General features: G+C 74.4%; 26 protein-coding genes. All 26 read left to right on the top strand.

What is annotated here, in order from left to right; all coding sequences use genetic code 11:
• Positions 1-347 precede the first annotated feature (347 nt).
• The 26 genes from flgB to ACK586_RS19885 all read left to right on the top strand — a co-directional run bounded on the left by flgB (position 348) and on the right by ACK586_RS19885 (position 24,494).
• Positions 348-695, top strand: a complete 348-nt coding sequence (gene flgB / locus ACK586_RS20010) for a flagellar basal body rod protein FlgB (RefSeq protein ID WP_409332265.1) — start codon at positions 348-350, stop codon at positions 693-695.
• A gap of 1 nt (position 696) precedes the next feature.
• Positions 697-1,095, top strand: coding sequence for a flagellar basal body rod protein FlgC (locus ACK586_RS20005; protein ID WP_409332264.1), 399 nt, complete (start codon positions 697-699; stop codon positions 1,093-1,095).
• A 2-nt stretch (positions 1,096-1,097) separates the two neighbouring features.
• Positions 1,098-1,421: a flagellar hook-basal body complex protein FliE gene (gene fliE, locus ACK586_RS20000; RefSeq protein WP_409332263.1), complete on the top strand. Its 324-nt coding sequence runs from the start codon at positions 1,098-1,100 to the stop codon at positions 1,419-1,421.
• Positions 1,421-3,016, top strand: coding sequence for a flagellar basal-body MS-ring/collar protein FliF (gene fliF, locus ACK586_RS19995; RefSeq protein WP_409332262.1), 1,596 nt, complete (start codon positions 1,421-1,423; stop codon positions 3,014-3,016). Before fliE ends, fliF begins: the two co-directional genes overlap by 1 nt.
• A gap of 145 nt (positions 3,017-3,161) precedes the next feature.
• Positions 3,162-4,241 carry a flagellar motor switch protein FliG gene (gene fliG / locus ACK586_RS19990; protein ID WP_409332261.1) on the top strand — a complete coding sequence of 360 codons (1,080 nt, stop codon included), beginning with the start codon at positions 3,162-3,164 and terminating at the stop codon, positions 4,239-4,241.
• Positions 4,242-4,344: 103 nt separating this feature from the next.
• The gene (locus tag ACK586_RS19985) at positions 4,345-5,121 is read left to right on the top strand and encodes a FliH/SctL family protein (protein WP_409332260.1); all 777 of its coding nucleotides are present in this window, start codon (positions 4,345-4,347) and stop codon (positions 5,119-5,121) included.
• Positions 5,118-6,473, top strand: a complete 1,356-nt coding sequence (locus tag ACK586_RS19980; RefSeq protein ID WP_409332259.1) for a FliI/YscN family ATPase — start codon at positions 5,118-5,120, stop codon at positions 6,471-6,473. The genes ACK586_RS19985 and ACK586_RS19980 overlap by 4 nt, the downstream gene beginning before the upstream one ends.
• A gap of 16 nt (positions 6,474-6,489) precedes the next feature.
• Complete coding sequence (locus tag ACK586_RS19975) at positions 6,490-6,963, top strand: flagellar export protein FliJ (RefSeq protein WP_409332258.1); 474 nt, start codon at positions 6,490-6,492, stop codon at positions 6,961-6,963.
• Complete coding sequence (locus ACK586_RS19970; protein ID WP_409332257.1) at positions 6,951-7,910, top strand: NlpC/P60 family protein; 960 nt, start codon at positions 6,951-6,953, stop codon at positions 7,908-7,910. The genes ACK586_RS19975 and ACK586_RS19970 overlap by 13 nt, the downstream gene beginning before the upstream one ends.
• Entirely contained in the window at positions 7,907-9,208 is a 1,302-nt protein-coding gene (locus ACK586_RS19965) for a flagellar hook-length control protein FliK (protein WP_409332256.1), read from the top strand. The genes ACK586_RS19970 and ACK586_RS19965 overlap by 4 nt, the downstream gene beginning before the upstream one ends.
• Positions 9,209-9,221: 13 nt before the next feature.
• Entirely contained in the window at positions 9,222-9,641 is a 420-nt protein-coding gene (locus ACK586_RS19960; RefSeq protein WP_409332255.1) for a flagellar hook assembly protein FlgD, read from the top strand.
• 94 nt (positions 9,642-9,735) lie between these two features.
• On the top strand, positions 9,736-10,998 hold the full coding sequence (locus ACK586_RS19955; RefSeq protein ID WP_409332254.1) for a flagellar hook protein FlgE: 1,263 nt from the start codon (positions 9,736-9,738) through the stop codon (positions 10,996-10,998).
• 264 nt (positions 10,999-11,262) lie between these two features.
• Positions 11,263-11,556: a flagellar FlbD family protein gene (locus tag ACK586_RS19950; RefSeq protein WP_409332253.1), complete on the top strand. Its 294-nt coding sequence runs from the start codon at positions 11,263-11,265 to the stop codon at positions 11,554-11,556.
• Positions 11,557-11,559: 3 nt separating this feature from the next.
• A complete protein-coding gene (locus ACK586_RS19945) occupies positions 11,560-12,330 on the top strand; it encodes a flagellar motor protein (RefSeq protein WP_409332252.1) in 771 nt (256 codons plus the stop codon).
• Positions 12,327-13,292 (top strand): flagellar motor protein MotB, encoded by a 966-nt coding sequence (locus tag ACK586_RS19940; protein ID WP_409332251.1) that lies wholly within the window; start codon positions 12,327-12,329, stop codon positions 13,290-13,292. Before ACK586_RS19945 ends, ACK586_RS19940 begins: the two co-directional genes overlap by 4 nt.
• Complete coding sequence (locus tag ACK586_RS19935; RefSeq protein ID WP_409332250.1) at positions 13,289-13,762, top strand: flagellar basal body-associated FliL family protein; 474 nt, start codon at positions 13,289-13,291, stop codon at positions 13,760-13,762. The genes ACK586_RS19940 and ACK586_RS19935 overlap by 4 nt, the downstream gene beginning before the upstream one ends.
• A gap of 115 nt (positions 13,763-13,877) precedes the next feature.
• Positions 13,878-14,861, top strand: a complete 984-nt coding sequence (locus ACK586_RS19930; protein ID WP_409332249.1) for a flagellar motor switch protein FliM — start codon at positions 13,878-13,880, stop codon at positions 14,859-14,861.
• Entirely contained in the window at positions 14,858-15,628 is a 771-nt protein-coding gene (fliN, locus tag ACK586_RS19925; RefSeq protein ID WP_409332248.1) for a flagellar motor switch protein FliN, read from the top strand. The genes ACK586_RS19930 and fliN overlap by 4 nt, the downstream gene beginning before the upstream one ends.
• Positions 15,625-16,044, top strand: a complete 420-nt coding sequence (locus tag ACK586_RS19920) for a FliO/MopB family protein (RefSeq protein WP_409332247.1) — start codon at positions 15,625-15,627, stop codon at positions 16,042-16,044. Before fliN ends, ACK586_RS19920 begins: the two co-directional genes overlap by 4 nt.
• Complete coding sequence (gene fliP, locus ACK586_RS19915; RefSeq protein ID WP_409332246.1) at positions 16,044-16,886, top strand: flagellar type III secretion system pore protein FliP; 843 nt, start codon at positions 16,044-16,046, stop codon at positions 16,884-16,886. The genes ACK586_RS19920 and fliP overlap by 1 nt, the downstream gene beginning before the upstream one ends.
• Before the next feature lie 79 nt (positions 16,887-16,965).
• Positions 16,966-17,241 carry a flagellar biosynthesis protein FliQ gene (gene fliQ, locus ACK586_RS19910; RefSeq protein ID WP_409332245.1) on the top strand — a complete coding sequence of 92 codons (276 nt, stop codon included), beginning with the start codon at positions 16,966-16,968 and terminating at the stop codon, positions 17,239-17,241.
• 5 nt (positions 17,242-17,246) lie between these two features.
• Positions 17,247-18,011, top strand: a complete 765-nt coding sequence (gene fliR, locus ACK586_RS19905) for a flagellar biosynthetic protein FliR (RefSeq protein WP_409332244.1) — start codon at positions 17,247-17,249, stop codon at positions 18,009-18,011.
• Between the two features lie 46 nt (positions 18,012-18,057).
• Positions 18,058-19,206 (top strand): EscU/YscU/HrcU family type III secretion system export apparatus switch protein, encoded by a 1,149-nt coding sequence (locus tag ACK586_RS19900; protein WP_409332243.1) that lies wholly within the window; start codon positions 18,058-18,060, stop codon positions 19,204-19,206.
• A gap of 188 nt (positions 19,207-19,394) precedes the next feature.
• On the top strand, positions 19,395-21,428 hold the full coding sequence (flhA, locus tag ACK586_RS19895; RefSeq protein ID WP_409332242.1) for a flagellar biosynthesis protein FlhA: 2,034 nt from the start codon (positions 19,395-19,397) through the stop codon (positions 21,426-21,428).
• The gene (locus ACK586_RS19890; RefSeq protein ID WP_409332241.1) at positions 21,415-24,249 is read left to right on the top strand and encodes a hypothetical protein; all 2,835 of its coding nucleotides are present in this window, start codon (positions 21,415-21,417) and stop codon (positions 24,247-24,249) included. The genes flhA and ACK586_RS19890 overlap by 14 nt, the downstream gene beginning before the upstream one ends.
• The gene (locus ACK586_RS19885) at positions 24,246-24,494 is read left to right on the top strand and encodes a hypothetical protein (RefSeq protein WP_409332240.1); all 249 of its coding nucleotides are present in this window, start codon (positions 24,246-24,248) and stop codon (positions 24,492-24,494) included. The genes ACK586_RS19890 and ACK586_RS19885 overlap by 4 nt, the downstream gene beginning before the upstream one ends.
• Positions 24,495-24,561 lie beyond the last annotated feature (67 nt).

Below are 24,561 nucleotides of genomic sequence, written 5' to 3'. Positions count from 1 at the left end.
CCACCCCCCCGACCCCCCCCCCCCCCCCCCCCCCCAACACACCCCCCCGCGCCGCCCCCGGGGAGGGGAGCCTCGGGGCGACACACGGGTCCCGGCCTCCCCGGCGTCCCCGTCCGGCCCGTCCGGACCGGACGTCCCGTCCGTCACCCGCGTGGCGGACGGCGGTCAAGCGACGGGGCCCGGCTGCCGATGACCGACCTGCACGGACAGCACCATCTTCGCCACGGATCGGCGGCCCCCACTCGCTCTCGAGTGTCTCTTCGTCGTACCCGGAGGCCCGTCGTGTCCTGCCGTCCTGCCCGCCTGCGCCCTGCCGGTCGGCGCGTCGCCCGTCTGCGGGCCGCCCGATGATCGGCGACGTCACGATGACGACGCTGCACGCGGCCCTGTCCGGGCTCGCCCAGCGGCAGCGCGTCACGAACGACAACATCGCGAACATCAACACCCCGGGCTACCTGGCCGGGCGCACCGACTTCGAGTCGACGCTGCGCAGCGAGCTGTCCCGCGGGAAGACGCCGAGCATCACCGGCGGCTCGATCGCCCGGTCGCTGGAGCCGACCAACACCAACGGCAACAACGTGCACCTCGACGCGGAGACCGTCACCGCCACCGAGACCGGGCTGCGCTACCAGCTGGCCCTCAACGCGCTCGACGGCAAGTACGGCCTGCTGCGGTCGTCCCTGAGGACGCAGTGACGTGTTCGACGCCCTGAACATCTCCGGCACCGGCCTCTACGCGCACCGCAAGTGGCTGGACGCCGTCTCGGACAACATCGCGAACATGAACAACGTCAGCCCGACCGACGGGCAGGCGTTCCGGGAGCGCTTCGTCGTCGCCCAGGCCGTCGACTACGGCAGCGGCGAGGGCGGCGTCCGCGTCGCCGGCGCGGCGTTCGGCAACGGCGAGGGCCGCCTCGTGCACGAGCCGGACCACCCGCTGGCCGACGCCGACGGCTACGTCCGCTACCCCGACATCGACCTCGCCGACCAGATGACCCAGCTGATCATGGCGCAGCGCGGCTACCAGGCGAACCTCTCCTCGGTCGAGCGGGCGACCGACGCCTACCGGGCCGCCCTCAACCTCGGGAAGAACTGACCATGACCTCGCCCATCGGCGGCATCTCCATCCCCTCGTTCCCCACGCTGGCGGGGATCGGCCGGGCCGAGGCCGCGGCCGAGCCGCCGCCCGTGCCGGCCACCCAGAACGGTTTCGCCGACGTCCTCACCGGGGCGATCGAGAACGTGCAGGGCGCGCAGTCCTCCGCCGACGCCCTCGCCGTCCGGGCCGCCACCGGCGACCTCCGGGACGTGCACGACTACATGATCGCCGCCCAGGAGGCGGCGCTCACCACCGAGATGTTCGTGACGCTCAAGAACAAGGCCGTCGATGCCTTCACTGAGATCATGAGGATGCCCATCTGATGCCCGCTGCCCTCGCCGGCCCGCTGGGGCGGCTGCGCTCCGCGCTCGAGACGATCAGTCTCGGGCAGAAGGTCGTCATCGGCCTGCTCGTCGCCGCGCTCGGGCTCGGCGGGTTCTTCTTCGTCAAGTGGATCACGACGCCGACCATGGCGCCGCTGTTCAGCAACCTGGCCGCCAGCGACGCCTCGGCGATCGTCGAGGAGCTCAACGCCGGCGGCGTCTCCTACGACCTGGCCGACGGCGGCGGCACCATCCTCGTGCCGAAGGAGAAGGTCTACGACCTGCGCCTGGCCATGAGCGGCAAGGGCCTGCCGTCGGGCTCGGACACCGGCTACGCGCTGCTGGACGAGCAGGGCATCACCACCAGCGAGTTCCAGCAGCAGAAGCAGTACCAGCGCGCCATCGAGGGCGAGCTGGCCAACACCCTGGAGTCGCTGGAGGGCGTGCGGCAGGCCGTCGTCCACGTGGCGCTGCCCAAGGACGAGGTGTTCGTCCGGGACCAGGCCGACCCCACGGCGTCGGTGCTGCTGGACCTGGCCCCGGGCACGCAGCTGTCGGGCCAGCAGATCCAGTCGGTCACCAACCTGGTGGCCTCGAGCATCGAGGGCATGAGCCCCGACCAGGTCACGGTGAGCGACACCTCGGGCCAGCTGCTGTCGGCCGCCGGCCAGGGCGTGACCGCCGCCTCCGGCGACGCCCGGTCGCAGATGGAGACCGACTACGAGAACCGGCTGGCCGCCAACGCCCAGGTGATCCTCGACCGGGTGCTCGGCCCCGGGCGCTCCCAGGTGTCGGTGCGCGCCGACCTCGACATGTCCCAGCGCGACAGCACCTCCACCACCCACTCCTACACCGAGGGCACGCCGCCCATCTCCGAGCAGACGGCCAGCGAGGAGTACACCGGCACGGGTGCCTCGGTCGGCGGGGTGCTCGGGCCGGAGAACGCCGCGGACGCCGGGACCGGCGGTGAGTCGACCTACACCACGGAGTCCAGCACGGCGAACAACGCCGTCGACCAGACCGTGGAGAACGTCGCCACCGCACCCGGTGCCATCAACCGGCTCACCGTGGCCGTCGTCCTCGACGACGCCGTCGCCGGCAACATGAACCAGGCGCAGGTGCAGCAGCTGATCGGCAACGCGGTGGGCCTGGACCCCGAACGCGGCGACGCCATCTCGGTCGCCTCCCTGCGGTTCGACACCTCCGCGGCCGAGCAGGCCGCGGCGGACATGGCCGCGGCGCGCGAGGCCGAGAAGCAGGCCCAGATGTGGTCGCTGGTCAAGACCGGCGCCATCGGCCTGGGCATCGCGCTGCTCGTCCTGATCGTGTGGCTGCGCAGCCGCCGGCGCGAGGAGGACGACGACGAGGAGCTCGAGTACGACGACGACGTCATGGCCGAGCTCGAGCGGCTGCGGGTGGCCAGCACCCGCGACGAGACGCTGCTGCTGGAGCGGACCGTCGACAACCGCGCGCTGGAGCTCGAGGCCGCCGAGCGCGCCCGGGTGCGGGGCGAGATCTCCACGATGGTCAGCGAGCGCCCCGACGAGGTCGCCCAGATGCTCCGCGGCTGGCTGTCCGAGGCTTCGCCTCGATGATCCACACCCGGGACGACGTCGGTCGGCCGAAGGCTGACCGCGCCTCGATGAATCGCGAAGCCATTCATCGAGGCGGCCCGAAGGGCGCCGATAGGAGAACCAGCGGCGCGACGAAGTCGCACGAGTACCCCACCGGAGGTGTGGTTTGAGCATCGCGAGTGTCGAGCAGCTCGTCGGCGCCGCGCCGACCAACCTGCCCGCGCTGCCCCCGGCCCCTCGGCGCCCGGAGATGCCCGGGCTGCGCAAGGCCGCCGTCTTCCTCGCCCAGATGTCCAAGGACGAGGCCGGCGTCCTGCTGGCGAACCTGCGGCCGCGCGAGGTGGAGGCGCTGACCCGCGAGCTGATGAAGCTCAACACCGTGGAGCCCGAGGACGTCGACGGCGTCCTCACCGAGTTCCACGAGATGATGTCGGCGCAGCGCTACGTGGGTCGCGGCGGCGTCGACTTCGCCCGCGAGATCCTGGCCGCCGGGCTCGGCGAGGACAAGGCCGAGGGCATCCTCGCCCGGCTCAACGTGGTCTACACCGAGGTGCCCTTCGCCTCGCTGCGCAACGTCGACGTCCGGCAGCTGGTCACGTTCCTCAAGGACGAGCACCCCCAGGTCATCGCGCTGGTGCTCGCCCACATGACGCCGGCGCAGTCGGCCGAGGTGCTCTCGGCGTTCGCGCCCGACCAGCAGGCCGAGGTCGCCCACCGGATCGCCACGATGGACCGCACCACCCCCGAGATGGTGCGGCTGGTCGAGGAGGAGCTGGGCCGGCGGATGGGCTCGCTGCTGGCGCACCAGGACATGTCCACGGTGGGTGGCGTCGAGACGCTGGTCGAGATCATCAACCGGTCGCCGCGGCCCACCGAGCGCTCCATCCTCGAGTGGCTGGACAGCACCGACCCGGAGCTGGCCGAGCAGGTCCGCGCGCAGATGTTCGTCTTCGAGGACATCGTCACCATCGACGACCGCTCCATGCAGCTGGTGCTCCGCGAGGTCGAGGCCAACGACCTGGCCACCGCCCTCAAGGGGGTGCGGCCCGACGTCCGCGACAAGGTCGTCCGGAACCTCTCCGAGCGCGCCGCCGAGAACCTCGCCGAGGAGATCGAGCTGCTCGGCCCGGTCCGCACGCGCACGGTCGAGGAGGCCCAGGGCAAGGTCGTCGGCGTCATCCGCACGCTCGAGGAGCAGGGTGTCCTGACGATCAACCGTGGCGGGGACGATGACTTCGTCGCGTGATGAAGGACCCCGTCCCCCCCACGCCTCGCACGCTCGGCGCGGGCCCCTGGACGGGGCCGAGGGACGCAGCGGAACAGGGCACCTGACCGGGACGGGGACGTCGGTGCTGCTGAGGGGGGCGTCGGCCCGCGCGGCGACGCCCTACCGGCAGGCCGACGGCGTGCCGCTCGCGCCGCCGGCGCGGCCCGAGGTGCCCGCACCCCGGCCGGCTCCGCTCCCGCTGCCCGTGCCGGAGGTCGTCGAGCGGCGGACGACGGTGCGCCGCGCCGCCGACCTGCCGGTCGCCAACGGCCGCGGGGTGCTGCGCCTGGGCGACGTCTACGCCGAGGAGCTGGCCCGGCTGCGCGAGCACGCCCGCGAGGAGGGCTTCGCCGCCGGGCACGCCGAGGGCGTCATGGCCGCGGCGCAGACCCTCGCCGACACCGAGGAGGAGGCGCGGGCCCGGCTCGCCGAGTCGCAGGCCCGGTGGGAGCGCCGGCTGGTGTCGGCCACCGCCGCCCTGGGTGCCGCGGCGGCGCAGCTGGAGCAGGCCGCCGTCCCCACCGCCGAGGAGCTGCGCGACTCCGTGCTCGACGCGGTGCTGGTCCTGGTCGAGGACCTGCTCGGCCGGGAGCTGGCCGGCGTCGACGCGGCCGGGGTGGACGCCCTGCGCCGGGCCATGACGCTGCTGCCGGCCGACGCCCCGAGCATCGTGCGGCTGCACCCCGACGACCTGGCCGAGGTGCCGGCCGAGGCGCTGGCGGCCCTGCCCGCGTCGGTGACCGTCGTGGGCGACCTGTCCGTCGAGCGCGCCGGCGCCATCGGCGAGTGCGGCGTGCAGCGGGTCGACGCCCAGCTCGGCAGTGCCCTGGCCCGCGTCCGGGCGGTGCTGCGCTCGTGACCCTCCTGACGGCCCCGGCGCAGGGGCCCGGCGCGAGCCGGCGAGCGATGGGGGGCGACGGGGTCCTCTCCCGTGCCCGGCTGGCGGCCCGGCCGGAGCTCACCGGCTCCGTGGTCGGCGCGATGGGCCTGACCCTCGGCGTCGAGGGCGTGCCGGCGGCCGTGGGCGACCTCGTCGAGGTGAACCCCGGCCCGCGCGGCCTGCTGGCCGAGGTGGTCGCCGTCGCCCGCGACCGGCTGACCTGCATGCCGCTCGGCGAGCTCTCCGGCGTGCAGGCCGGGGCGCCGGTGCGCGGCACCGGCCGGCCGCTGCAGGTGCCGGTGGGCCCGGCCCTGCTCGGCCGGGTGCTCGACGGTCTCGGCCGTCCCATCGACGGCGGCCCCTCCCTGGGCGGCGGCGTGCACTGGGTGGACCTGGCCAGCGAGACCCCGCACGCGCTCGCGCGGCGCCGGGTCGACCAGCCGCTGCCCGTCGGGGTGCGCGCCCTGGACACCCTCGTGCCGATCGGCAAGGGCCAGCGGCTGGGGATCTTCGCCGGCTCCGCAGTCGGCAAGTCCACGCTGCTGGCGCAGATCACCCGCGGCACCCAGGCCGACGTCCGGGTGATCGCCCTGATCGGCGAGCGCGGGCGCGAGGTCAAGGAGTTCCTCGAGGAGAACCTGGGCGCCGAGGGGCTGGCGCGCACCGTCGTCGTCGTCGCCACCTCCGACGAGCCGCCGCTGGTCCGCCTGAAGGCCGCCTTCGTCGCCACCCGGATCGCCGAGGGGTTCCGCGACCAGGGCCGGGACGTGCTGCTGCTGATGGACTCCATCACCCGCACCGCGATGGCCCAGCGCGAGGTCGGGCTCTCCGCCGGCGAGCCCCCCGCCACGCGCGGCTACCCGCCGAGCGTCTTCGCGATGATGCCGAAGCTGCTCGAGAAGGCCGGCACCGGCGCCACCGGGTCGATCACCGGCCTGTACACGGTGCTGGTCGAGGGCGACGACCACAACGAGCCGATCGCCGACACCGCCCGCTCGATCCTCGACGGCCACGTCGTGCTCACCCGCCGGCTGGCCACCGCCGGGCACTTCCCCGCCATCGACGTCCTGGAGTCGATCTCCCGCGTCGCCGGCGCGGTGGTCCCCGCCGCCCAGATGGCCGATGCCCGCGAGGCCCGGCGGCTGCTCGGGGCGCTGCGCGACGTCAAGGAGCTCGTCGAGATCGGCGCCTACCAGGCCGGCAGCGATCCCCTGGTGGACCGGGCCCGCGCGCTGTCCCCGGCGCTGGACGCCTTCCTGCGCCAGTCGATGGACGACTCCACCGGCACCGCCGAGGCCTGGGACCGGCTGCACCGCATCGTGACCTCCTGATGCGGCGGGTGCGCTGATGGGCAAGCGGCAGGCCTTCCGCCTGGCACCGGTGCTGCGGGTGCGCGACGCCGCGGAGCAGGCCGCCTCCCGGGCGTACGCCGACGCCGAGTCGGCGGCCCGCGCGGCGGAGCGCCGCGCGGAGGAGCTGGCCGGCGAGCTGCCCGCCCGCGCGATCACCGGCACGCACACCCGCGCCGGATTCCTCGCCGCGATGGTCGCATCGCGGGCCGCGGCTGCCGATGTAGCAGCTGCACGGTCGACGGCCCAGGCGTCGGCCGAGCACGCGCAGCTGCTGCGCGCCCGGTGGACCGCCGCCGCGCAGGAGACCAGGGCGCTGGCGAAGCTGCGCGACCGGCACGAGCTGGCCGTGCGGCACGCCGAGGACGCCGCCGAGAGCCGGGCCGTGGACGACCTGGTGACCGGCCGGTACTCCGCCCGCGGCGGACCGGGGACGACGGGGCGAGGAGAGGAGGACGCGTGGAGGGACTGACCGCGGTGCACGGCCGCATCGCCGAGATCCAGAACCGGATCCTGATGATGTCGGGCACCCAGGTGTCCTCGACGTCCGCCGCCTGGTCGAGCGCGGCCGCCGCCGCGGGGCTGACCGGCACCGCGCCGAGCGGCCCCGCCCCCGGCGGTGACGGCGCCGCCGGGACCTCGGTGGTCGAGGCGGCGCGCCGGTACCTCGGCGTGCCCTACGCCTGGGGCGGCACCGACCCGGCGACCGGTCTGGACTGCTCGGGCCTGGTGCAGCGGGTGTACAAGGACCTGGGCTTCGACCTGCCACGGACCTCGGCGCAGCAGGCCACCGCCGGCCGGCCGGTCGCGAGCCTGGCCGAGGCCCGGCCCGGTGACCTGGTCTTCTTCGACAACTCGGCCTCGCGGGCCGGCATCGACCACGTCGGCATCTACATCGGCGACGGCAAGATGATCGCCGCGCCGCAGGCCGGCGAGGTCGTGAAGATCCAGGACGTCGGCAGCCCCACGCTGATCCGCCGCGTGCTGCCCGACGCCCCCGTCGCCGCGGGAGCGGCCGGTGCGCCCGGCGGCGGCCTGGCCGGCGTCCCCTACTCCGACCTGTTCGTCGCGGCCGGTGCCCGGCACGGCGTCGAGCCCGCGCTGCTCGCCGCCGTGGCCAGGACGGAGTCGAACTTCAACTCCTCGGCGGTCTCCCCGGCCGGCGCGACCGGCCTCATGCAGTTCATGCCGGCCACGGCGCGGGGCCTCGGCGTCGACCCGGGCGACCCGGCCTCGGCCATCGACGGCGCCGCGCGCTACCTGCGTCAGCTGACCGACCGGTTCGGCTCGACCGACCTCGCCCTGGCCGCCTACAACGCGGGCCCGGGCACGGTGTCCCGCTACGGCGGCGTCCCCCCGTACGGGGAGACCCAGTCCTACGTGTCGAAGGTCCTCAGGGCCGCGGAGGCCTACTCATGACAGCACCCGTCCTCCCCTCGATGGTGCCGGCCGCGCCGGCACTTCCCCCGCAGTCCGCGGCCCCGCGCCACTCCCCCCGGTTCGCCTCGGCCCTGGACGACGCGCTCGGCGGCGGCCGGGGTCGGCCCGAGCGCGGCCCCGAGTCGACGGCCCCGGAGGACGACGCCCCCGTGACGCCGGTGGCCGACGCCGAGCCCGCTCCCGAGCAGGAGGCCCCGACCGGCCCGCAGGTGCTCGACCCGGCGGCGTTCGCCTTCGCCCTCGCGGTCGCCACCCCGGCCGCCCTGCCCACCGGGGAGTCCGCGGCCGACGCGGCCGACACCCCGTCGACCGGCCCGGTCGCGTCGATGCCCCTCGCGGCGCCGGCGGCCGAGGACGGGCCGCTGCCCGCTCCCGCGACCGCGGCCTCCCCGGCCCCCGCGCAGTCCGGGCTGCCCGCTGCGGCGCCCGCCGGCGGGCCGGCCTCCGCGGACGCCGCCTCCGCACCGGACGCGCCCACGCCGGTCGCGGTCACCGCTCCGCCGACCCCCGCGCCGGCCACCGCGGTCCCGGCCGGCGAGGTCCCGGCCGGCCCGGTCCCGGCCGGCCCGGTCCCGGCCGAGCCCGCGGCGGCGGGCGAGCCGACCGCACAGCCGGCGTCCTCGTCCGCGCCTGCCGCCCCGGCCGCCGCACCGGCCGACGCACCGGCCGGCCTGCCCGTGCCCTCCCCCGCCGCCGGCCAGGAGCAGGCCGGGACGGGTCCGCACGCCGACGGCGACTCCCCCGCCACGCCGCTGACCCCGGCGGCCGCGCCGGCGGCCCCTGCCACGCCGGCCCCGGCTCCGGCGGTGGCGGCCACCCCGGCGCCGGCACCCCCAGCTCCGGTGGCGCCCCAGGTCGCCCCCGTCGTGGCCCAGCTCTCCAGCCGCCCCGACGGCACGCACACGATGACGATGGTGCTGACGCCCGAGTCGCTGGGCACCGTCGAGGTCCGGGTGACCGTCCGCAACGGCGCCATCGACCTGCACCTGCGGCACGCCTCCGAGGCCGGCCGCGCGGCCCTGCTCGACGCGATGCCCGACCTGCGCCGCGACCTGGAGGCCTCCGGGCTGACCCTCTCCCGGCTCGACGTGAGCCGCGACAGCGGCGATCCCTGGACCGCCGCGCAGCAGCACCAGCGGCAGCAGGAGGCCCGGGAGCAGGCCGCCGCCCGCGGCGAGGGCAACGGCCGCCCGTGGACCCGCGAGACCGACCCCGAGACCGGCCGCCCGGCCCGTCCCGGCTCCCCCACGCCGTCCGGACTCGACGTCCGGGTCTGAGAGAGGACCTGCGATGACCACACCCGTCAGCGGCGTGACCACGGTCCCCGCCGTCGCCCCCACCACATCGGTGGCGCGCCCGGACCAGATGGGCAAGGACATGTTCCTGCAGCTCCTGGTCGCCCAGATGCGCTACCAGGACCCGAACAACCCGGCGAGCACGACCGAGTTCATGTCGCAGACGGCGACGTTCAGCCAGGTCGAGAAGCTGGAGCAGCTGTCCAAGCAGAACGCCTCCCTACTCACCCTGCAGCGGTCGCTGTCGGCCGGCGCGCTCGTCGGGCACGCCGTCAGCTGGACCGACGACAGCGGTGTCACCCGGTCCGGGACGGTCAGCTCGGTCCGCTTCGGCTCCGACGACCCGGTCGCCGTCGTGGGGGGCCGCGAGGTGCCCTTCGCCCGCCTGACCGAGGTCAGACTCCCCGCCTCCTGACGCCGAGACCCCTGCCCCCACCTCTCGAACCCCCGCGGCGGGCCCCGATGCACGGGCTCCCGTCGACCCCATCCCACCCCCGAAGGGACCTCCCGTGCTCCGCTCGATGTTCTCGGCCATCTCCGGCCTGAAGGCCCACCAGACCAAGCTCGACGTCACCGGCAACAACATCGCCAACGTCAACACGGTCGGCTTCAAGAGCCAGTCCGCCGTCTTCGAGGCGGCCCTGTCCCAGACCCTGCGCGCCGGTGGCGCGCCCGTGGACGGCAACGGCGGCAGCAACCCCGCCCAGGTCGGGCTGGGCGTCAAGGTCGCCGGCATCAGCACCAACTGGGCGCAGGGCGCCACGCAGACGACCGGCCGCGCCACCGACTTCATGATCGAGGGCGACGGCTTCTTCGTCGTGCGGTCGGGCACCGAGCAGCTGTTCACCCGCTCGGGCTCGTTCGGCTTCGACCTGGCCGGCAACATCATCACCGACAGCGGCGCCGTCCTGCAGGGCTGGGCCGCCGACGCCGACGGCAACGTCGACCAGAACGGCGCCATCGGCAACCTGACGATCCCGTTCGGCCGCGGCGTCGCGCCGAAGATGACCGGCGGCGCCGGCGAGATCGGCGGCACCGTCGCGGGCAACCTGTCGGCGGCCGCCGAGGTCGGCACGCAGGTCGAGACCCAGGTGACCATGTTCGACGACCTGGGCCGGGAGATCCCGGTCTCCTACGTCTTCACCCGGACGGCGGCCGGCTGGGAGGCCGACGTCCGCCGCCCGGGCACGCCGGTGCCCCCCGCCACCACCGCGCCGCCGGTCAGCCTGCTGGCCGCGCCGGTGGCGCTGACCTTCGACGGCAGCGGCAACCTCGCCACGCCGGCGGCGGGGACGTTCACCCTGACCGCGCTGCCCGCCGGCTGGACCGGTCCGGTGACCATCGACGTCCGGGGCGTCACCCAGTACGGCAGCCCGACCACGGCCTCGGCGACCAGCCAGAACGGCTACGGCGCCGGCGTCCTGGAGACCTTCAGCCTGGGCAACGACGGCACGGTCTCCGGGGTCTTCTCCAACGGCGAGATCGTGACGCTGGGCCGCATCGCCCTGGCCACCTTCGCCAACCCCGGCGGCCTGGAGAAGGCCGGCAGCAGCACCTACCGCCCGGGCAACAACTCCGGGCTCGCCCTCATCGGCACGCCGGGCACCGGCGGCCGCGGCTCGCTGCTGGCCGGCGCGCTGGAGATGTCCAACGTCGACCTGGCCGAGGAGTTCACCGGGCTGATCGTCGCCCAGCGCGGTTTCCAGGCCAACAGCCGCGTCATCACCAGCTCCGACGAGGTCCTGCAGGACCTCGTCAACATGAAGCGATGACCTCGAGGGCCTCCCTCGGCGGCCCGTGACGGGCCGCCGAGGGAGGCCGTGCGGCCCGGTTCCCCCGTCGGGGGGGGCCGGGCCGCGGCGTGCCCCGCCGGGGCCGGCGCCGCCACCCCCGGTGCGGGATCCCCGGCGACCACCCCCCTCGGGTGAGCCCGGGGCTTCGACTCAAGAGCCTTCCCACCTGGGCCGATACCAGTACCAGCCGCGCCGACGTCGCAGCGGCTGCTTCCCCCGTCGAACGAGCAAGAGGTCAGACCCGTGATCCGAGTGACGCGCCTGAACGGGGAGCAGTTCGCCCTCAACCCCGACCTGATCGAGCGGGTCGAGGGCCACCCCGACACCGTCGTCTTCCTGGTCGACGGCACGAAGTTCGTGGTGCGCGAGAGCGTCGAGGACGTGCTCACCGGGATCCGGGAGTACCGGGCGAGCATCCTCGCCACCGCCTACGAGATGGACCGCGGGTCCTACCGCTCGCCGCTCACCGAGCCCGCGGACGACAGCGCCCCGACGCACGGCTCGGTCGTCCCCTTCCCGGCTCGCGAGGAGCGCTGACCCGTGGATCCCGCATCCCTGATCGGCATCGTCCTCTCGCTGGTCGCCCTCCTGGCCTTCATGGTCATGGAGGGCGCCGACCCGATGAGCCTGCTCTTCCTGCCGGCGATCGTGCTGGTGATCGTCGCGACGTTCGGCGCCGCGATGGTCGGCCAGACGATGGACGACCTCAAGAAGATGCCCGGCTGGTTCAAGATGGCGGTGCTGCCGGCCAAGGTGCCGCCGGCCAGCGACCAGATCCAGACCCTCGTCGGCCTCGCGGAGAAGGCCCGCAAGGAGGGCCTGCTGGCGCTCGAGGCGCAGGTCAAGCAGATCGAGGACCCGTTCCTCAAGCGCGGCCTGCAGATGGGCATCGACGGCACCGACCCCGAGCAGCTGCGCGACGTCCTCGAGAGCGAGATCGCGGCCAAGAAGGCCGAGGACAAGGTCGCCGCCAAGTTCATGACGACGATGGGGGGCTACGCGCCGACCATCGGCATCGTCGGCTGCATCGTCGGCCTGATGAACGTCATGGGGAACCTGAGCAACCCCGAGGCCCTCGGGCCGATGATCGCCGCGGCGTTCGTCGCCACCCTGTGGGGCGTCATGGCCGCCAACTTCTGGTTCCTCCCGATGGGCGCCAAGATCCTCCGGGTCAGCGAGCTGCAGGCCGCCCAGATGGAGCTGCTCGTCGAGGGCATCGCCGAGATCCAGGCCGGCACCAGCCCGCGCGCCGTCCGGCTCAAGCTGACCTCGCTCATCCCGCCCAGTGAGGCCGCCAAGGAAGCCGCATGAGCGCCGGCCACGGCGGCCGGAGGCGCAAGAAGCACCCGGAGCACGAGGAGCACGAGAACCACGAGCGGTGGCTGGTGTCCTACGCGGACATGATGACGCTGCTGCTCGTCCTCTTCGTGGTCCTCTTCGCGATGAGCCAGGTCGACAAGGAGAAGTTCGCCGCCCTGGCGTCCGGGCTCTCCGAGGCCTTCGGCGCACCGATCCAGGCCATCACCGGCCCCGGCACGAGCTCCGACTCCTCGGTGCTGCCGGCCCTCGACGCCGCCGTCGACATCCAGATCCCGCCCGCCCCGGCCGCCCAGGAGGCCGTCGCCGCCGCGGCCGCGGAGGCCGCCGCGCAGGAGGCCCGGCAGCTGGCGGCCGAGGCGCAGGCCCAGTTCCAGTCCCTGCAGGGCGTGCAGGCCCGCATCGACGGCGCCCTCGCCGCGGCGGGGTACGGCGGTGCGGCCCGCTACGAGATCAACGAGCGCGGCCTCGTCGTGCACATCGTGTCCGACCCGGTCCTGTTCGACGCCGAGAGCGCCACGCTGCTGCCCCAGGGCCGGTCGATCCTCGACGCCATCGCACCGGCCCTGGCCGGCCTGCCCAACGAGCTCGACGTCGAGGGGCACGCCAACCACCTGCCGGTCACCGCGGGCGGTCCCTGGCCCTCGAACTGGGAGCTGTCGGGAGCCCGGGCCTCCACCGTCGTGCGCTACCTCGCCGGGGCCGGCGTCCCCGAGGTGCACATGTCGGCCACCGGCTACTCCTCCACCCGCCCGATGGTGCCCGAGGGCGACCCGGGCGCGATCACGCTCAACCGCCGGGTCGACATCGTCGTCCTCTCCACCGCCTCCGCCGAGGCCAACGAGCTGCTGCCCGGCCTCAGCGCGGGCGCCGCCACCACCCCGACCGGTGCCGGCACCCCGGCGACCGGCACGACCACCGACACGACCGACGCCACCGAGGGAGGCCACCCGTGAGCAGGAAGAAGACCGACGACGCCGAGGCGACGGAGGACGAGGCGAAGGGCGGCGGCAAGAAGAAGCTGCTGGTCATCGTCGCGGTGGCGCTGGTGGCCATTGGCGCGGGCGCCTACTTCTTCCTCTTCTCCGGGAGCGGCGAGGCCCACGAGCCGGTGGCCGGGGAGGTGCTGCCGCTGGAGTCGATCGCGGTCAACCTGGCCGGCGGCGGCTACCTCAAGGTCGGCATCGCCCTCCAGCTCACCGAGGACGCCGCCGGCGGCGGCCACGGGGGGAGCTCGGTCGACGGCTCCAAGGCACTGGACCTGGTCATCTCGACGTTCTCCCAGGCCCAGCCGACCGATGTGACCACCGCCCGCGACGCCCTCAAGGAGTCGCTGCGGCACCAGATCGTCGAGGCCTACACCGACCACGAGCACGGCACGCAGATGGTCATGGACATCTACTTCACGGAGTACGTGACCCAGTAGCCACCCGCACGGGGCCGGCGCACCACCGGTCCCACGCGTCACGTCTTCCCCGGCTGACCGGCGGCGCACCGCGCCGCCGGTCAGCCTGCGCCCGCGGTCCGCCGATGAGGGAGGCGTGACCCGCCCCGAGAACGGACCCGCGCCCGGTGGCGCCGGGATCCCGGCCACGGGGAGCCGCCGCCGCGGCGCGCCCCGCACGTACGACTTCCGCCGCCCCACCAAGCTCAGCCGCGAGCACGTGCGCGTGCTGCAGATCGCGCAGGAGGCGTTCGCCCGCCAGGCGACGACCGTCCTGACGACGCTGCTGCGCACCGGTGCCCGCATGGAGCTGCAGAACATCGAGCAGCAGTCCTACGACGACTACGTCGCGACACTGCCCAACCCGTACTTCCTCACCACGTTCACGCTCGAGCCCCTGGCCGGCAAGGGGCTGCTGGCCTACCCGCTGGACATCGCGATGGCCACCGTGGACCACATGCTCGGTGGCTCCGGGGCCGCCGACCAGCCGGACCGGCCGATGACGGCGATGGAGACCACCATCACCGGCCAGCTGCTCAACCGGCTGCTCGAGGAGTTCGCGGCGGCGTTCGCGCACATCGCCGAGATCCAGCCGGTGCGCGACGGCCTGGAGTACAACCCCGCGCTGGCGCAGGCCGCGGCCGGCTCGGACACCGTGATGGTCGCCAGCTTCGAGCTCGCCGTCGGCGACCGGGACGGCCAGGCGACGCTGGTCCTGCCGTTCTCGTCGTTCGCCACGCCGCTGAACAACGCCACCTCCCCGCACCTGTCCGAGGCCGCCCAGCGCAAGCGGCAGCGGGCCGCGGAGCTGCTCGCCGCCCGGCTGGAGCTGGTGCCGGTCGACGTCAGCGTGCGGTTCACCCCGCTGGAGGTCTCCTCCAGCGACCTGCTGTCCCTCGCGGTCGGTGACGTGCTCCTGCTGCGTCACCCGCGCGACAGCCCGCTCGAGGTCACGACCAACGACGTGACCTTCGCCTATGCGATCGCCAGCAACCACCGCCGCCGGCTGGCCGCCGCCATCGTGCCCACCCCGTACGCCGCCCGGGACACCACCAGGGACCTCGCAAAGGACACCGCATGACCACCACGCTGGACTCCGTCTCCGCCGACGCCGGCCGGGCCTCCGAGACGATCGCCGCCGTCGTCGTCGCCGCCGCGTCGGCCGCGGCCTCGCTGGTGCCCTCGCCGGTCGACCTGCTCGCCGGCGACGCCGTCACCGACCCCGATGCGGTCGTGCTGCCCGCCACGGCCGCGGCGGCGGTCAGCGCCCGGCTGTCCGGAGAGGTCACCGGGGACGTCGTCCTGGTGCTGTCGGCCGAGGTGGTCGAGGCACTGGACAACTCCCCGGTGGGCCCGATGGACGTCGCGACCGCGCTGCGGCCGGCCCTGGAGGCGGCCGCGGCCGCCCTCGGCCGGGTCCGCGTGGACTCCGAGCGCACCGAGGACCCGGTCACCGCCCTCGACGGCCTGCGCGACAAGGGCATGTTCGTCGCGGTCCCGCTGCTGGGCGCCGACGAGGCCGGCGAGCACACCGCGACCCTCGCGCTGCAGGTCACGCTCCCCCAGCCGCAGCGCAGCCGGCGCGGCAGCCTGGAGCTGCTGCGGCACGTGGCCATGGAGGTCACCGTGGAGATCGGCCGCACGCGGATGACCGTCGGCGAGCTCCTCTCCCTGCACCCCGGCGAGGTCGTCGAGCTCGACCGCGCCGCGAGCGCCCCGGCCGATCTGCTGGTCAACGGCACGCTCATCGCCCGCGGCGAGGTGGTCGTGGTGGACGAGGACTTCGGCCTGCGGATCAGCGAGATCGTCAGCGACGCCGCCACCGAGCTCGGGGGCATGGCCCCATGACCTGGATGCTCATCCGGCTGGTCCTGTCGCTGGCGTTCGTCGGCGGGGTCCTGTGGTTCGCCGCGCGCCTGGCCCGCAAGCGCGGGCTGGGCGCCTCGAACGGGCTGGTCGAGGTCGTGGCCAACCAGCGGGTGGGCCGCGCCAGCACGGTGAACGTCATCCGCATCGCCGACCGGGTGCTGGTGGTGGGGGCGACCGAGCAGACGGTCACCCTCCTGGCCGAGGTGGACGGCCAGACGGTCGAGCCCGTGCACGCCGACCACCAGCCCGCCGAGCTGGGGAGCGGGGCCGGCGACCGCGCGCGCGCGCCCCTCGCGACCGCCCGGCCCGGCGGGGTCCTCGCCGGCTCGGTGCTCGACCGCGGCAGCTGGAACGGCCTGGTCCAGCAGCTGCGCGAGCGGACGGTCCGCCGCTGATGTCCACCCCGACCCCCGTGCCCGCGCGGGCGACGTCCCCGGCCGCACGCCGGACCGTCGTCCTGCTGCTGGCGCTGCTCGCCGGCGCGCTGGTGGCGGTGCTGCTGGCCGGCCCCGCGTCGGCCGCGCCGGACGCGCCCACGCCCCCGGCGGCACCGACCGCACCGGTGGCGCCGGCGGTCGACGGCGGTGTCGACATCTCCGTCGGCGGGGGCAGCCCCAGCACCTCGGTGACGCTGATCCTCGCGATCACCGTGCTGTCCGTGGCGCCCTCGGTGCTCCTGCTGGCGACGTCGTTCACCAAGATCGCCGTGGTGCTGTCGCTGACGCGCAACGCGCTGGGCCTGCAGCAGTCGCCGCCGAACTCCGTGCTCACCGGCATCGCCCTGTTCCTCACGCTGTTCGTGATGGGGCCGGTGCTCTCCGACATCAACGAGCAGGCCGTGCAGCCCTACCTCGACGGCCAGATGACGGTCGGCCAGGCCTACGACGTGGGCGTGGTCCCGCTCAAGGAGTTCCTGCTCGACAACACCCGCGACGACGAGCTCGAGCTGATGGTCGGCCTGTCGGGCGAGGAGCGGCCCGAGGACCGGGAGTCGGTGAGCATGACGACGCTCATCCCCGCGTTCGTGCTCTCCGAGCTCAAGAGCGCCTTCATCATCGGGCTGGTCATCTTCATCCCCTTCCTCGTGCTGGACATGCTGGTCAGCTCCGCGCTGATGGCGATGGGGATGATGATGGTGCCGCCGACGATCGTGTCCCTGCCGTTCAAGCTGCTGCTGTTCGTGATCGTCGACGGCTGGGCGTTGATCACGACCTCGCTGGTCGGGAGCTACACGTGACGAACCAGCTCGCGAGTCCGCCCAGGAGCACCACGACGTCGGCGGTCACGCCGGCGACGAGCGCCGGCGAGGAGCTGTCGTGAGCGACGCCGACGTCACCGAGATCGCGATCAAGACGATGATGGTCGGGGCGAAGGTCGCCGCCCCGATCCTGCTGACGGCGCTGCTGGTCGGCTTCGTCATCTCGCTGTTCCAGGCGGCCACGCAGATCCAGGAGGCCACGCTCTCCTTCGTCCCGAAGATGATCGCCGTCGCCATCGCCCTGCTCATCACGGGCAACTGGGTGCTGTCGGAGCTGGTCAGCTTCACGCAGTCGCTGTTCGACTCGCTCCCGCGGCTGCTCGGGCGGACCTGACCGGCATGGACCTCGAGGTCCCGGCGGTCACGCTCGTGGCGCTGCTGATGGCCACCGCCCGGGCGGCCGGCTTCGTGCTGGTGGCCCCGCCGTTCAACACGCGCAGCATCCCGGCCCCGGTGAAGGGGGCGCTGGCGCTGGCGCTCTCGGTGGCCCTGTTCAGCCAGATCGCCGTCGGCCTGCCCGAGCCCACCGCCGGTTTCGTCATCGTCGGCGCCGTCACCGAGGTGGTGATCGGCGCGGGCCTGGGCTTCGTCGTCCAGCTGTTCTTCGCCGCCGTCCAGTTCGCCGGCGACCTCATCGACGTCAGCGGCGGCTTCTCCCTGCAGCCCGCCTACGACCCGCTGTCGATGAACACGTCCGGGACGATCAGCCGGCTGTACTACCTGCTGGCGACGACCCTGCTGTTCACCAGCGGCGGCCACCTGCTGATCGTCCGCGGATTCGCGACGTCCTACGAGGGGCTGCCGGTCGGCGGCGGGCTGCCCACGGACGAGGTGGGGCAGGTGCTGCTCACGGCGTTCTCGATGATGTTCCTCGCCGCGCTGCAGATCGCCGGCCCGATGGTCGCCGTCCTGCTGCTCGCCGACGTCGCCCTGGGCCTGCTGTCGCGCGCCGCCCCGGCGCTGAACATCTTCGCCATCGGCTTCCCGGTGAAGATCATGCTCACCCTGGCGCTGCTGGGGCTGACCTTCCCGCTGCTCCCCCCGGCCCTCGACGCGCTGCTCGAGCAGGCCACCCGCGCCATCGTCTCGCTGCGGAGCGGCTGATGGCCGCGCAGCGACGGCCGCGCACCCCCGGTGAGGGGGTGGGCTGATGGCCAAGGACGGTCCCGGTGGGGAGAAGACCGAGAAGCCGACTCCGAAGCGCCTCAAGGAGGCGCGCAAGGACGGCCAGATCCCCCGGACCCAGGAGCTGGGCACCTGGGCGGGGGTGGCGGTCGCCAGCTTCCTGATGCCGATGCTGACCGGCAACGCCTACACCGCGGTGGGCGAGCTGTTCGTCCAGATCGGCGCGGTGGCCGACGACCCGCGCTCCGAGCGCCTCACCGGCCTGCTCGGGCAGGCGCTGTCGGCGTTCCTCTCCACGCTGCTGCCCGTCGCCCTCGGCCTCATGGTCGTGGGCATCGTGGCGTCGGCGGCGCAGGGCGGGGTCACGGTGACGGCCAAGCCCCTCAAGCCCACCCTGAAGAAGCTCAACCCCTTCCCGGGCATCAAGCGGATGTTCGGCACGCAGGGCCTCTGGGAGGCGTCCAAGGCGGTGATCAAGACGGCGGCGCTCGGGGTCGTCGTCGTGGTCTTCAGCGAGCGGGCGCAGACGCTGGTGGCCTCGGCCGGCGCGCTGCCGATCTCGGTGATCGTCAGCACCTTCACGAGCTGCGCGGTGCTCATGCTGCGGGTGGTCGCCGTCACCGGGCTGCTGATCGCCGTCGTCGACTACGTGATCGTCCGGATCAAGATGATGAAGCAGCTCAAGATGAGCCGCTACGAGATCGAGCAGGAGCACAAGCAGTCCGAGGGCGACCCGCACATCAAGGCCCAGCGGCGGTCGACGGCCCTCGCCATGTCCCGCAACCGGATGATGGCCGAGGTCGCCCAGGCCGACGTGCTGCTGGTCAACCCGACCCACGTGGCCGTGGCCCTGAAGTACGAGCCCGCCAAGGGTGCGCCGCGGGTGGTGGCCAAGGGCGCCGACCTCATCGCGGCGACCCTGCGCGAGAAGGCGGCCGAGGCGCGCGTCCCGATGGTGCAGGACATCCCCCTGGCCCGGGCCCTGCACGCCTCCTGCGACATCGGTCAGGAGGTGCCGCCGCAGCTGTTCACCGCGGTGGCCCGGGTGCTGGCCTTCGTCATGCAGCTGGGCGCCCGCGGGGTGCACGGCGGTCTGCACCGCCCGGGCTTCGAGGCGCCCGACGTCGAGGGGCTCCCCGTGGCCGGTCGCAGGAGGGTGCCCGCGGCGTCCTGACCCCTCCCCTCCTCTTCCTCGACGAGATCTGCACAGTCGTCGGCATCAGGCGCTGATGCCGACGAGTGTGCAGATCTCGCGCAGCCGCCTGCCCGTGACCGGTGGGGCGGCTGGGACGCGTGCGCCGGGCCGGCTGCCGGCCGGTGCCGGGGTTGAGCCGAACTGCCGATGAGTTCGGTGTGAGAGGCATGGGCAGGGCCGCGGTCCCGATCGGCGTCGTGGCCATCGTGCTCATGCTGGTCGTGCCGCTGCCCGCGGCCGTGCTGGACGTGCTGCTGGGCCTCAACATCACCGCGTCCCTGCTCATCCTGCTGGTCGCGATGCAGATCCGGCGGCCGCTGGACTTCGCCGTCTTCCCGGCGCTGATCCTCATCGCGACGCTGTTCCGGCTGGCGCTGAACGTCTCCTCCACCCGGCTGGTGCTCAGCGAGGGCTTCGCCGGGAAGGTGATCGAGGCCTTCGGGCACTTCGTGATCAGCGGCTCGCTGATCGTCGGGCTCGTGATCTTCGTGATCCTGACGATCATCCAGTTCGTCGTCATCACCAACGGCGCCGGCCGTGTGGCCGAGGTCGGCGCGCGCTTCACCCTCGACGCCATGCCGGGCAAGCAGATGGCGATCGACGCCGACCTCAACGCCGGGTTGATCAACGAGAAGCAGGCCCGCAGGCGCCGCACGGAGATCACCGCCGAGGCCGACTTCTACGGGTCGATGGACGGCGCCTCGAAGTTCGTCAAGGGCGACGCGATCGCGGCCATCATCATCACGCTGATCAACCTCATCGGCGGCTTCGCGATCGGCGTCATGCAGAAGGGCATGGCTCCCGGGGAGGCCGTGCAGACCTACTCGCTGCTGAGCGTCGGCGACGGCCTGGTCTCCCAGATCCCCGCCCTGCTGCTCTCCACCGCCACCGGCATCATCGTCACCCGCTCGGCCTCCGACGGCGACATGGGCAGCGACCTGCTCGCCCAGCTGGGCCGCTTCAAGCAACCGGTGCGCATCGCCGGCGGCGGCGCGCTGGCCCTGTGCCTCATCCCCGGCATCCCGGTGCTGCCGTTCCTGATCATCGCGGCGCTCTTCTTCCTCCTCGCCGCGCGCATGCAGGAGACCGTCGACGAGGACGACGACGCCGAGGCCGCGGTCGCCGACGACGACGAGCCGCGCCCCGACTCCCCCGAGGCCATCGCCGAGAAGATGCGGGTGGACCCGCTGGAGCTCGAGGTGGCCTTCGACCTGGTCGACCTCGTCGACTCCAGCCGCGGCGGCGACCTGCTCGACCGGGTCAAGGCGCTGCGCCGGAAGGTCGCCATGGAGACCGGCCTGGTCATCCCGCTCGTGCGCACCCGCGACAACCTCGACCTGCCCGCCTCGCAGTACGTCATCTGGCTCAACGGCGTCCCGGCGGCGAAGGGGACCTCCCCGGCCGGCACCGTCCTGGCCATCGGCGACGGGCTCGACGGGCTGCCCGGCCGGGCCACCCGCGAGCCGGTGTTCGGGCTGGCGGCCAAGTGGGTGCCCGTGGAGCTGCAGCGGCAGGCGGAGATGGCCGGTGCCACGGTCGTCGACCGCTCGTCGGTCATCACGACCCACCTGGCCGAGGTCGTGCGGCAGAACGCCGCCGAGCTGCTGGGCCGCGAGGACGTCCGGCTGCTCGTCGAGATGGTCAAGCGGACCCACCCGATCGTCGTCGAGGAACTCACCCCGGCGCTGCTCACCCTCGGCGAGGTGCAGCGCGTGCTGCACGCGCTGCTGGCCGAGAACGTCTCCATCCGCGACCTGGTGCGCATCTTCGAGGCGCTGTCGGTCCGGGCCAAGACGTCGACCGACCTCGACGGGCTGGTCGAGGCCGTGCGCGCCGTGCTGGGCGCCGCGATCAGCCACCCCTACGTCAGCCCCGACGAGCGCTTGCACGTGCTGACGCTGGACCCCGGGTTCGAGCAGCGCCTGCTCGAGTCGGTCCGGCAGAGCGACGGCGGCCAGGTGCTGGCGCTGGACGCCGGCTCGGTCGACGCGCTCGTCACCGGGTGCTCCGGGCTGCTGGAGGAGGCCGAGCGACACGGCCTCGCCCCGGTGCTCGTGTGCTCCCCCCAGATCCGGGCGGCTCTGTCCCGCCTGATGCGCCAGGTCCTGCCCCGGCTGCCGGTCATCTCCTACTCGGAGGTCTCCCGGACGGCCACCATCGAGTCACTGGGAGTGGTGAGCGGTGCCGTTGCCATCCGTTGAGGCCGCCACGCGCGAGGGCGCCATCGCCGCTGCGCGCGAGAAGTACGGCTCGTCCGCCCGCGTGGTCGCCGTCCGCAAGACGCGCAGCGGCGGGGTCATGGGCTTCTTCGCCACCGAGCGCTACGTCGCCGAGGTCGAGGAGGTGGAGCAGCGCCGCCGCGAGCCGGCGCCGCTGGCCGACTCCCGACGGCGCATCGAGGCCGCGCTGAGCCGGGACGACCGGTTCGCCGACGACCGGGACGACGACGCGTACCCGGCCGCCCGCCAGGAGCCGGCCCGTCGAGCCGGTGCCACCCGGTCCTCGCGCCCCGACCCGGTCGACGAGCTGGCCGGGCTGCTGGGCCACGGGGCCGGGGACGCCCCCGACGTCGGCGTCTACGACCGCGCCAGCTTCGCCCGGGCGGCGTCCGCCGGCCGTTCCGCGGCCCCTCGCGGCGGCGCGGCGGCGAACGCGCGACCGGCCACCGCACCGCGCGCCCGGACCGGAGCCGGTACCCGACCGCCGGCCACGCCCCGGGCCGATGGGGAGCCCGCGGGCCCGTCCCTGTTCACCGCGGCGCTGGCGCAGGTCGTGAGCGACGACTCCGAGGTCCGGGCCGCCGTCGAGGAGGCCGTGAGCACCGCGGTCCCGCAGGCCGCGGCGTCGCGCACCGCCGCGCCGCGCACCGAGGCCGCCGGACGCTCTGCCACTGCCCGCCGCGGTCCCGCCACCCCTACGGCCGGCGCGGGCCTGGCTGCGGCGCTCGCCGCGGTCGAGCGGGCCGCCGCCGAGAAGGCCGCCGCGGAGCGGGCTGCGGCCGAGCGCGCCGAGGCCGCCCGCCTCGCCGCCGAGCAGGAGGCCGCCCGCATCACCGCGCAGCGCGAGGCGGCGCGCCTGGCCAGGGAGCGGGCCGCCGCCGAAGCCGCACGTCTCGCCGCCGAGGAAGAGGCCGCCCGGCTGGCCGCCGAGCAGGAGGCCGCCCGCATCGCCGCCGAGGAAGAGGCCGCCCGGGTCGCCGCCGAGGAAGAGGCCGCCCGGCTGGCCGCGGAGGCCGCCCGGGTCGCCGCCGAGGAAGAGGCCGCCCGGCTGGCCGCGGAGGCTGCGCGCATCGCCGCCGAGCAGGAAGCCGCCCGCATCGCCGCCGAGGAAGAGGCTGCGCGCTTCGCCGCGGAGCAGGAAGCTGCGCGCATCGCCGCGGAGCAGGAAGCCATGCGCATCGCGGCCGAGCAGGAAGCCGCCCGCATCGCCGCCGAGCAGGAGGCAGCCCGCATCGCCGCGGAGCAGGAGGCCTTGCGCATCGCCGCCGAGCAGGAAGCCGCCCGCATCGCCGCCGAGGAAGAGGCGGCGCGGATCGCCGCCGAGCAGGAAGCCGCCCGCATCGCCACCGAGCAGGAAGCCGCCCGGATGGCCGCCGAGCGTCAGGCGGCACGCCTGGTGGCAGAGCGCGAGGCCGCCCGCATCCTGGCCGAGCAGGCCGCGGCTGCCGAGGCCGTCCGCATCGCCGCCGAGCGCGAGGCGGTCCGGATGGCCGAGCCGATCACCGTCGAGTTCGCCCTCCCGATGGAGGACGCCGGCGCACCCGAGTGGCTGTCCGAGCCCGAGGTCGCAGGACCGGCCAGCGTCCGGGAGGAGGCGATGGCGGAGGTGCTGCGCGCCGCGCTGGCGCACGACACCTCCGACGACGTCCTCACCGACATCCTCCGCGGCGTGCTGTCCAACGCGTCCCAGCGCCCGGCGATCCGGTCGGCCGCCGCAGCCGAGCCGGGCTGGGTGGAGGGCGCCGCGGAGTCCGACGAGTGGGAGGTCGTGACCGACGTCCTCGCCCCCACGGCGAGCGACCCGGCGCCGCTGCCGCTGGACGCGACCACGATCCTGCCGCCGCTGTCCCTGCTGCCGCCGCCCAGCCCGGGGGCGCAGCTGGCCATCCCGCCGCTGCTGGGCGGTCGCCCGCCGGTGCCGCCGCCGCGGCGGCTCCCGCCGGTCCCCGGCCAGGCCGTGGCCCGCGTGGCGTCGTCCCGGGCGCCGCAGGGTCTGGCCACGGTGACGCCGCTGCCGGTGCCCCGCGCGGGTGCGCGGACCGGTGGCAGCGCCGTCGTCGTCACGTCCGTGCGGGAGCGTCCCGGCGGGCTGGTCCCCATGGGGGGCATGGTCGACCCGCGGATGATCGAGGCCGTCGGCGTCGTGAACCGGCTGCGCGCCCTCGGGCTGCCCGAGGCGCTGCTCGGTGGCGGCTTCGCGGCCGACATCGCCGCCCACGGCACCTACGCCGCGCTGACCCGGGTCCTCGCCAAGCTGCCGGCGGCGCCCGCGGTGCCGACCGGTCCCGGCGAGGTGCTGCTGGTGGTCGGGCCCGGCGCCGAGACCCTCGCGGCCGCCCGCTCGCTGGCTGCGTCCCTGCGCCTGGACGCCGACCGCCTCCAGTGGGCCAGCCGCGGTGACCTCGCGAACCTCGTGGCGCACGGGAGCCGGATCGCGTCGGTCGACACGGCGATGGAGCGCAAGCAGGAGGCGCTGCAGGCCGGCGAGATGACGGTGGTCGCGGTCGACGCGCCGCTGCGCGCCGGCGGCCGCACGTGGTTGGAGCAGATGCTGGCCATCTGGGCGCCGTCGGCGGTCTGGGCGGTCGTCGAGGCCACCCGCAAGTCCGAGGACCTCGGCCCCTGGCTCGACGCCCTCCCCCGGGTGGACGCGCTGATGGTCCAGGACACCGACCTGACGGCCGACCCCGCGGCGGTGCTCTCCCGCGCCGCGCTGCCGGTCGCCCTGCTCGACGGCGCGCGGGCCACCGCGCACCGCTGGGCGTCGCTGCTGTGTGAGCGGCTGGAGAGCGACGAGACATGAGCCCGCTGCGCTGGGAGGTCCTCGGGCTCGCGTTCGTGCTGGCCCTGCCGGTGCTCGCCCTGGGCCTGCGCGGCGACCTGACGCTCGAGGACGTGGTCGCACGGTTGCCCTGGTGCCTGGCCGCGGCCTGGGCGGCGGTCGCCCTGCTCACCTCCGTCACGCGCCCGCGGCAGGAGGCGCACCGGCCGGCTCGCGACCCGGAGCCGTCGGCCCCTCTGGACACGGAGCCGACCCCGGCCCCCTGACCGCCATTGCCCCGCGTCTGTTGCGGTGTTGCTCGCGCTCTCGCGGCGCTGCAGCACCGCGAGAGCG

The organism is Trujillonella humicola (genome assembly GCF_046233715.1).
Taxonomy (GTDB): domain Bacteria; phylum Actinomycetota; class Actinomycetes; order Mycobacteriales; family Geodermatophilaceae; genus Trujillonella; species Trujillonella humicola.
The sequence above is the reverse complement of the archived record's forward strand: the minus strand, read 5'-3'. Positions and strand labels throughout refer to the sequence as shown.